The organism is Dolichospermum sp. LEGE 00240 (genome assembly GCF_015207875.1).
In the GTDB taxonomy this organism is placed as follows: Bacteria; Cyanobacteriota; Cyanobacteriia; order Cyanobacteriales; family Nostocaceae; genus Dolichospermum; species Dolichospermum gracile.
Window position 1 is genome coordinate 1 of sequence record NZ_JADEVZ010000125.1, and the last position, 8,031, is coordinate 8,031.

Sequence of the window (8,031 nt, forward strand, 5' to 3'; positions counted from 1 at the left end):
TTACTTAATATGTTCTATTTTTTGGCAAATAAAGTTAAACTCAACCAGAAAATTAGGTAGATAAAATTTTCCTGGCTGAAATTTTTCAAAAATCCCAATAATCTAGGTCACATCTGCGGAATGTGGGTTAGAAAGACTAGAAGCAATTTTGATCAAGCTGATGGATGGTTAGGAATGCAAATTTAATAATCTGCAATTCTGATTTAAACTGGGAATGGTGCGTTACGCTGTCGCTAACACACCCTACTTTTGCAATTTATTTAATTTAGGGAACACCAAAAAATAAATTACCCAATTTTGTGGGATGAGCATCCTGCCCGTCCTTGATGATTAGCGGGCAATTCGTCCCGCACCACAAGAAATTTTTGGGTATTTTTTTAATTGGAAGTTCCTTAATTCACATTCCTAAGTTTTTGTCGTTGACTGAACCAGGATGTTATCTAAAGTTATACTAAAAACGGCGGAGATTTGAATTTTTACAAAATAACAAAAAAGCTAGATGTGTAGGGGTAAAGCAAAAGCTTAATGGTGTCAACTTAAGCCCTGGTGAATGGAATTCACGGCTACACAAACAAAGTCCGCCTGCGCGGACTAAGGAAAAATCAAGGATTGAAACCCACGCAGGTGGGTTTTGCCTGTGTAGACGCAGTTTCTAACCGCCTGTTTTACGTTAAGTTGACACATATCAGCAGTGCTAAACCCCTACCTATAGAATCAAACGATTAAGCCGTTTAGAGTATATTCAGCAACGCCCAAAATTTAAGGATTTACAAGATTAAAAATTTTTATGAATATTAGGGTATGCCCTGCGGTTGTGGTCTTGAGTCAAAATAGCGTTACAGTGGGGCGAAAAATTACTAATGTCTTAGCTGGTGCGAAATTATACGGTTTGGTTAATCGCACTCATGATGTTGATATTAGCTTTACCAATTTTGGCGAAACTTTACGAGAATTATTCGCTGCTGGTACACCGATAATTGGTATTTGTGCGGCTGGGATTCTAATTAGAACAATTGCACCGTTGTTAACTGATAAGGGACAAGAACCGCCAGTTTTAGCTGTAGCTGAAGATGGTAGTGCTGTTGTTCCGCTTTTGGGTGGTTTAAGTGGTGTAAATGATTTAGCGCGTCAAGTGGGGTCAGCACTGAATATCCAACCAGCAATTACCACAACGGGAGATATCCGTTTTCACACTGCTTTGTTGTCTCCTCCTGCTGGATATCATTTAGCTAACCCAGAACATGGGAAAAAATTTATTGCTGATTTATTAGCTGGGGGAAAAGTTAAATTACAAGGAATAGCACCTTGGTTGAGTGAGAGTAATTTACCTATTGATGAAAATGGTGAGTTAATTATTCAAATTACTGAAAATTTGGGTAATTCTGATCCTAATTGTTTAGTTTATCATCCTGGGAAAATTGCGATCGCTCTCACCAGCCCAGAACCAGATACAATCACTCAAATTCACCAAATCCTCGCAGCATCTAATTTAGCACCTGCCGCAGTGGCAGGAATATTTGCACCGCTACAACTGGCGAATAATTCCCAACTTCACTCTATAGCGACAACTTTGGGAGTTCCTACCCGCTTCCTACCCACCAATGAACTAACGGAATTGGTTTTGGCGGCTACAGGTGCAGATAGTCGAATTGTATCATCCCCATTTTCCCAGATAGCTGTTGCCATTTCCACGCAAATTATCAACCCCGACACCATTGGACAACCCCAGGGCAAATTAGCGATTATTGGTACGGGTCCTGGTGCATCTCAATGGATGTCACCCCAGGTAAAGGAAATTTTGGCAGCAGCGACGGATTTAGTCGGTTATAAAACTTATATTAATTTAATTGGACATCTCGCAGATGGTAAGCGTGTTTATGAATCAGATAACCGCGTGGAAGCAGAGAGGGCATATCAGGCGCTAGATTTAGCTGCATCGGGAAAATATGTAGCAGTTGTATCTTCTGGCGACCCCGGTATTTACGCAATGGCAGCGGCAGTGTTTGAGGTTTTAGAGCAATATCATAAACCAGAATGGCAAACCATTGATATTCAAGTCGCCCCTGGTATTTCGGCTATGCAAGCCGCAGCAGCCACTATTGGTGCGCCTTTGGGGCATGATTTCTGTGTGATTTCTCTCTCTGACATTTTGAAACCTTGGGAAATTATCGCTCAACGAATCACCGCTGCGGCTACAAGTGATTTTGTCATTGCTTTCTATAATCCTGTATCAAAAGAACGCACTTGGCAACTAGCCGCCGCGAAAAAGATTTTAATGGAACACCGCAAACCTGATACCCCAGTTGTGTTGGGACGAAATTTAGGAAGAAAGGGAGAAGAAGTCAAGGTTACGACTCTAAAGGAGTTAGAACCAGCATTAGCAGATATGCGAACTGTGATTATTATCGGTTCTTCCCACACTCGACAAATCCAGCAAGATCATAATATTTGGGTTTATACTTCCCGCCGATATAATTCTCAGGAATGATGTTTTTTCTATTAAAAATAATATCCTTCTTCCTGCTTTCTTTTTCCTAACTCCTGACTTCTTCCTTTCTCCTGACTCCTCTCAGATATAACTCTCTTAATTATGTCTAGTTTATATCTGAGAAAGACTTGATTTTTTTATGATCATCATCAACAATAAAAACATCATGTTTCAGACATGATTGTAGCCAATAAAAGTGACAGAAGCCCTGATAATGTCCGCTCTTGCGGACATTTTACTTATTATAAATCCTGGAGATGATTTTTACTTTTTATTAAAAAAAGGCGAGTCACCCCGCCTCTATAAATCTATTTATTACATTTTTATTTCAAATTAGTGGGGTATTGATTTTGTAACTTTGTAATAGCAAGTTATCAAAATATCAACAATTACCAGCCCAAGTTATCCATTTATGGGATAAACCTATGTGCAAAATTTCTCCAGTTCTCTCGAATTCTGTGATAATTGTTGTTGTTAAATCAACGCCCATAAATTCAGCTTCATTGACATTACTATCAATTAAATTGGCATGATGGAGATTAGCACCTGTAAAGTCAGCACCACTTATTTCTGCTTGGTTGAGATTTGCACCGACTAAGTTTGCTGAAGTTAAATTTGCAGTTCGCAAATCAGCACCACTCAGGTTAGTTTTTTTGAGGCTGACTCTAGTTAAATCAGCACCAATTAAGTTAACTCCACTGAGGTTGGCATTTTCCAAATTTGCTCTAGTTAAATCAGCATTAGTGAGATTGGCTCTACTGAGGTTAGACCCACTCAAATTTGCTTGAGTAAGATCCGCTCCGCTTAAATCTGCTGCTTCTAAATTTATGCCTCTCAAATCGGCACGTCTTAACATAGCTTGGTGCAGATTTATTTCCGGGAAATTCCTTTCTCCTGATTTATAAGACTTCAGAAGTTTTTGAGTATCCATATTTCCACCTCATTGTGTCTACAGGTGAGTTATTACACTTCCCAAACCACAGACAATTACTTGAGTTTTTAGCGATCGCAACCCAATTTTAGCTAAAAATCTTGTGTTCATTATACCATTAATTAATAAAATAATTAAATAAACGTTACAATCTATGTAGTTTATGAAAAAAATAGCAATAGTTTAGCTCAAAAATCCTTTTATGACAGCTAATTTAATATCTCATTTTCCCTCTGATTTGATCAACTCCTTATCCAGTGCTGCGACTGCGTACAGAACCGGAAATCAATTACCCACGGCGGAAATAATGGTGAATGCGTTGCTGGAGGCGGAAAAAACCGCCAAGCTACAAAAGTTAAATTATCCTTTTGCATCTCTCAATGGTAAATGGCGACTTTGTTTTGCTACTGGTACTAAAAAGGTCAGAAATCGTGGAGGAATTATTTTAGGTAAGGGTTGGTATATTGCTAGATTTACGAAGATTCATATTTGCTTGAATCCGGTGGAAACAGAGGCTTTAGGAACGGGAGAAATTGCCAATCAAGTCCAATTGGGAGGAATATTATTGAAATTAACCGGACCAATAAAATATTTAGGAAAAAAGAATTTATTGGCCTTTGATTTTATCAAAATGCAAATTAGTTTATTTAATTGGATGGTTGTCAATAAAAATATTTCTACAAGTAAAGGTGAAAATAAAGATTTTGATGGGCAACCTATAGCTAAACTGGCTTTTTTCGCGTTCTTCCTAGTTACTGAAGATATGATTGCTGCTCGCGGACGCGGAGGTGGTTTAGCTCTTTGGATTAGAGAAGATTAAATTAGATTTGCAAAATATTAAGTAGTGGAGAAGTCCCGTTTTGCCTGTTGTTACCAATCTTAAAAAAAATCGTAATAAGAATTTAACACCATCCGGCAATAGAAAGACTAAAATCAAGACGGACAGATTAGCCCTGTAATAAAGGAGCATTATAAAACAATGTCCGATTTAAATCGCGGAATCATGAAATTTGAAGGTGCAGATTCACCTAAACTGATTACAATCTCCACCGTGGTACTTTTAGGATCAATTGCTGGCCTAATTATTTGGGCGCTTACTGCCGCTTATGCACTAGGCTAAATTCCTTGAATAACATTTGGGACACTAGTAAGACGATTATTGTTTTCTAGTGTCCTTATATTTTAAGAGGAGTCAGGAGGTAGGGGCGCAGGGCCTGCGCCCAATCAGGAGTCAGGAGGAAGAAAGAAGAAAGAAAGAAGAAAGAAAAAGAATTATTTTGAATCTGAACAAGTGGTTGAGGTTTCATGGTGTCAAGGCTAATTATTTTGATATTATCAACCTTGAAAGTCCTTGTACATATTGAGTTATCAGGGTTTTATCTTTATTAGACAGCAAATTCCCAACTTCTTTTATTTATTGTGTTCACAAACCATAAATTAATGTCAGAAGTCAGGGATATTATCGCTTACAGCAAATTGTCATCAAATCTGGAACAAGAACCCCACTCCCAACCCCCTCCCCGCAAGCGATGAGGGGGCTATGATGTACCTTATATGATTGGAAATCGCTGTAACTCCTGACTCCTGCATATATGTCATCAAATTTTAATTTTTAGATTTAGAGAATCATGATTAATTTTTTCGGTATCGTCGTTATTTTAATTGTTTGTCCACTGTTAGGAGCAATACCACTAGTTTCCTGGATTACTTATGCCTTGAGTGGTAAGCAGTTAGCCAAGGTGGGTACAGGAAATATTAGTGTAGCAGCCGCTTTTTATCATGGTGGTAAGTTGGCGGGAAGTATTTGCGTAGTTTCTGAAGCCCTCAAGGGTGTGGCGGTTGTCACAATTGCCCAATATTATTTTCCTTCCGAACCAGTTTGGCAACTCATTGCTTTAATTGCTTTGGTTATCGGTAGATATGTGGCTACTAAAGGCGCAGGAACAACTAACGTTTCCTGGGGGTTGTTGGCACATGATCCGATGGTAGCTGCTTTTGTGAGTTTGCTGGCGGCGATGGGGTTTTTAATTACTCGTTCTAAGGAAACTATTAAGTTGGGGGTATTAGTGATATTTCCCCTGCTTGTGGGGATTATCCATTCCCAAGATATACCGAGAATTATCGCTGCGGCAACCTTGTCGGGGTTAATTTACTGGATTTATAACCACATTCCCGATGATATGAATCTCCCTGTGGAGGGGGCGGCGCTAGAATCTCAACCCATGATGGAATACTTAAATCATCAGGAGAGGATTATTACTTTAGATGATGATTTAGATCGGGAAGTGGTGGGAGCTAAAGCGGCGACATTATCGCAAATTAAACGTTGGGGTTATGCAGTTCCTAAAGGTTGGGTATTGGCTGCTGGTGAAGATCCTAGTATTTTAATTGATTTTTTGCAACCGTCGCCACTTTCGCCCTTGGTAGTGCGTTCCTCCGCCATCGGGGAAGATTCCCAACAAGCTTCGGCGGCGGGACAGTATGAAACGATTTTAAATGTGATCAGTAAGGTAGAATTGCGACAAGCGATCGCTCAAGTTCAAGCCTCCTATAATCATCCCAGTGCCGTCGAATATCGCCGTCGCAGTAGTTCGGAAGAGCGGGCAATGGGGGTACTCATTCAACAACAAGTCCAAAGCGTATTCTCTGGAGTAGCTTTTAGCCGAGATCCGATTTCTCAACAGGGTGAGGCGGTAATTATTGAAGCGGTATCTGGTAGTCCTACACAAATTGTCTCTGGGAAGGTGACACCGGAACAATATCGGGTGGTGATTGCGGATAATGAAAAATTATCTTGTCTGCAATTTGAAGGTCATGGTAAAGTCCCTGAAGCATTAATTAAACAGGTTGCCTACTTAGCTCGACGGTTAGAAAAACGTTATTTAGGCATTCCCCAAGATATTGAATGGAGTTATGATGGTCAAAATCTGTGGGTATTGCAGACAAGACCGATCACCACGCTTTTACCCTTATGGACAAGAAAAATCGCGGCTGAGGTGATTCCGGGAGTGATTCATCCCTTAACTTGGTCCATTAATTCACCTTTAACCTGTGGTGTGTGGGGGGAAATTTTTACTATAGTGTTAGGCGATAGCTTCGCTCGCCGCAGGCAACGCTCAACCCGCTTAGATTTTACCACCACAGCCACACTGCACTACTCCAGAGCCTATTTTAATGCTTCCTTATTAGGAGAAATCTTCCTGGAAATGGGATTACCTCCCGAAAGTTTAGAATTTCTGACTAGAGGTGCAAGCATCAGTAAACCTCCCCTAGATTCCACCTTGGCGAATTTACCAGGACTGACAAAGTTACTCAAGCGAGAAATTGATTTAGACAAAGATTTCAAATTAGATTATCGCCAAGTTTTCATTCCCGGATTAACCCAATTATCAAACGTTGTCATCGAGGAATTATCACTAGATCAATTATTAGGGAGAATAGATTTAATTCTTGACCTACTCCACCGGGGTACTTATTACAGCATTTTAGCCCCCTTGAGTGCAGCTATCCGTCAAGCAGTTTTGGGAGCAAAACCCGAAGACATTGATAACAGTGTCACCCCAGAGGTAGCATCATTAAGAGCTATGCGCTTATTGGCGGCGGATGCTCGACAAGTCTTAATCGCCGGTAACTATGAACTTAAACCAGAACAAGTATTTGCACAATTAGCAGAAACAGCCGCAGGGTCGAGAATTTTAGCGGAATTCAACGAATTGATTGATGATTATGGCTATTTGAGCGAAGTTGGTACAGATATTTCCGTCCCCACCTGGCGAGAAAATCCCCAAATAGTCAGACAGTTATTTATCCAGTTGCTACAAGCACCAGAACCGCCCAATTTAGATGATTCCCGTTCCGAACAGCCAAATTTAGTCCAAAGACGAGTTGATCTTAAAGGTAGGGTGACAGAAGTTTATTCCCGATTGTTAGCGGAATTACGCTGGACATTTTTAGCGCTAGAACGGATGTGGCTTCAGTCTGGGGTATTAACTCAACAGGGAGATATTTTCTTTCTCAAGTTAGAGGAAATTCGGCATTTAGCGGTTAATTCAGAAGTAGTTTTTAGGAATCATGTCTGGGAATTAATCGCCAATAGGCGATCGCAATTTGTCCAAGATAGCCAAATTCCCCAAATTCCCCCCGTAGTTTACGGTTATAACCCCCCTCATCCTATCAAACCCGTAATTGATTCCTCTGACAACATTTTATTAGGTATTTCCGCCAGTCAAGGGCAAATTCAAGGCCGGGTAAAAGTATTACGAACCTTACAAGAAGCCGATAATATTGATAAAAACACCATCCTTGTCGTCCCTTACACAGATTCCGGTTGGGCCCCTATCCTAGTCCAAGCTGGAGGCTTAATTGCCGAAGCAGGTGGTAAACTTTCTCACGGAGCAATTATCGCCCGTGAATACGGTATTCCTGCCGTCATGGACGTACGTGGTGCGACATACCTACTTCAAGACGGTCAACAAGTCCAAATTGATGGTTATAAAGGGACAGTGGAAATACTCTAGAAGCAAAAATTATCTAAGTAGCCATCATGAACTACGTACACCAGGATACATGAAAAACTTCTTATTCCCCTCTCGAAGAGCGGGGAGGGGTTAGG

The 8,031-nt window shown here is 40.4% G+C and carries 4 protein-coding genes; 3 read left to right on the forward strand and 1 reads right to left on the reverse strand.

Annotated features, from left to right (window positions below):
* Nucleotides 1-787 precede the first annotated feature (787 nt).
* Nucleotides 788-2,488, forward strand: coding sequence for a precorrin-3B C(17)-methyltransferase (gene cobJ / locus IQ226_RS23805; RefSeq protein ID WP_193899513.1), 1,701 nt, complete (start codon nucleotides 788-790; stop codon nucleotides 2,486-2,488).
* Between the two features lie 382 nt (nucleotides 2,489-2,870).
* On the opposite strand, the gene IQ226_RS23810 is transcribed toward cobJ, so the two are convergent.
* Entirely contained in the window at nucleotides 2,871-3,419 is a 549-nt protein-coding gene (locus IQ226_RS23810) for a pentapeptide repeat-containing protein (protein WP_193899515.1), read from the reverse strand.
* Nucleotides 3,420-3,621: 202 nt separating this feature from the next.
* Here IQ226_RS23810 and IQ226_RS23815 point away from each other — a divergent pair, with 202 nt between their 5' ends.
* Both IQ226_RS23815 and IQ226_RS23820 read left to right on the forward strand, forming a co-directional pair.
* Entirely contained in the window at nucleotides 3,622-4,239 is a 618-nt protein-coding gene (locus IQ226_RS23815) for a hypothetical protein (RefSeq protein ID WP_193899517.1), read from the forward strand.
* 808 nt (nucleotides 4,240-5,047) lie between these two features.
* Nucleotides 5,048-7,936 carry a glycerol-3-phosphate acyltransferase gene (locus IQ226_RS23820; RefSeq protein WP_193899519.1) on the forward strand — a complete coding sequence of 963 codons (2,889 nt, stop codon included), beginning with the start codon at nucleotides 5,048-5,050 and terminating at the stop codon, nucleotides 7,934-7,936.
* Nucleotides 7,937-8,031 lie beyond the last annotated feature (95 nt).

Excerpts from the sequence above, each read along its gene's own strand:
- cobJ (WP_193899513.1), top strand. The coding sequence starts at position 788 with ATGAATATTAGGGTATGCCCTGCGGTTGTGGTCTTGAGTCAAAATAGC.
- IQ226_RS23810 (WP_193899515.1), bottom strand. The coding sequence starts at position 3,419 with ATGGATACTCAAAAACTTCTGAAGTCTTATAAATCAGGAGAAAGGAAT.
- IQ226_RS23815 (WP_193899517.1), top strand. The coding sequence starts at position 3,622 with ATGACAGCTAATTTAATATCTCATTTTCCCTCTGATTTGATCAACTCC.
- IQ226_RS23820 (WP_193899519.1), top strand. The coding sequence starts at position 5,048 with ATGATTAATTTTTTCGGTATCGTCGTTATTTTAATTGTTTGTCCACTG.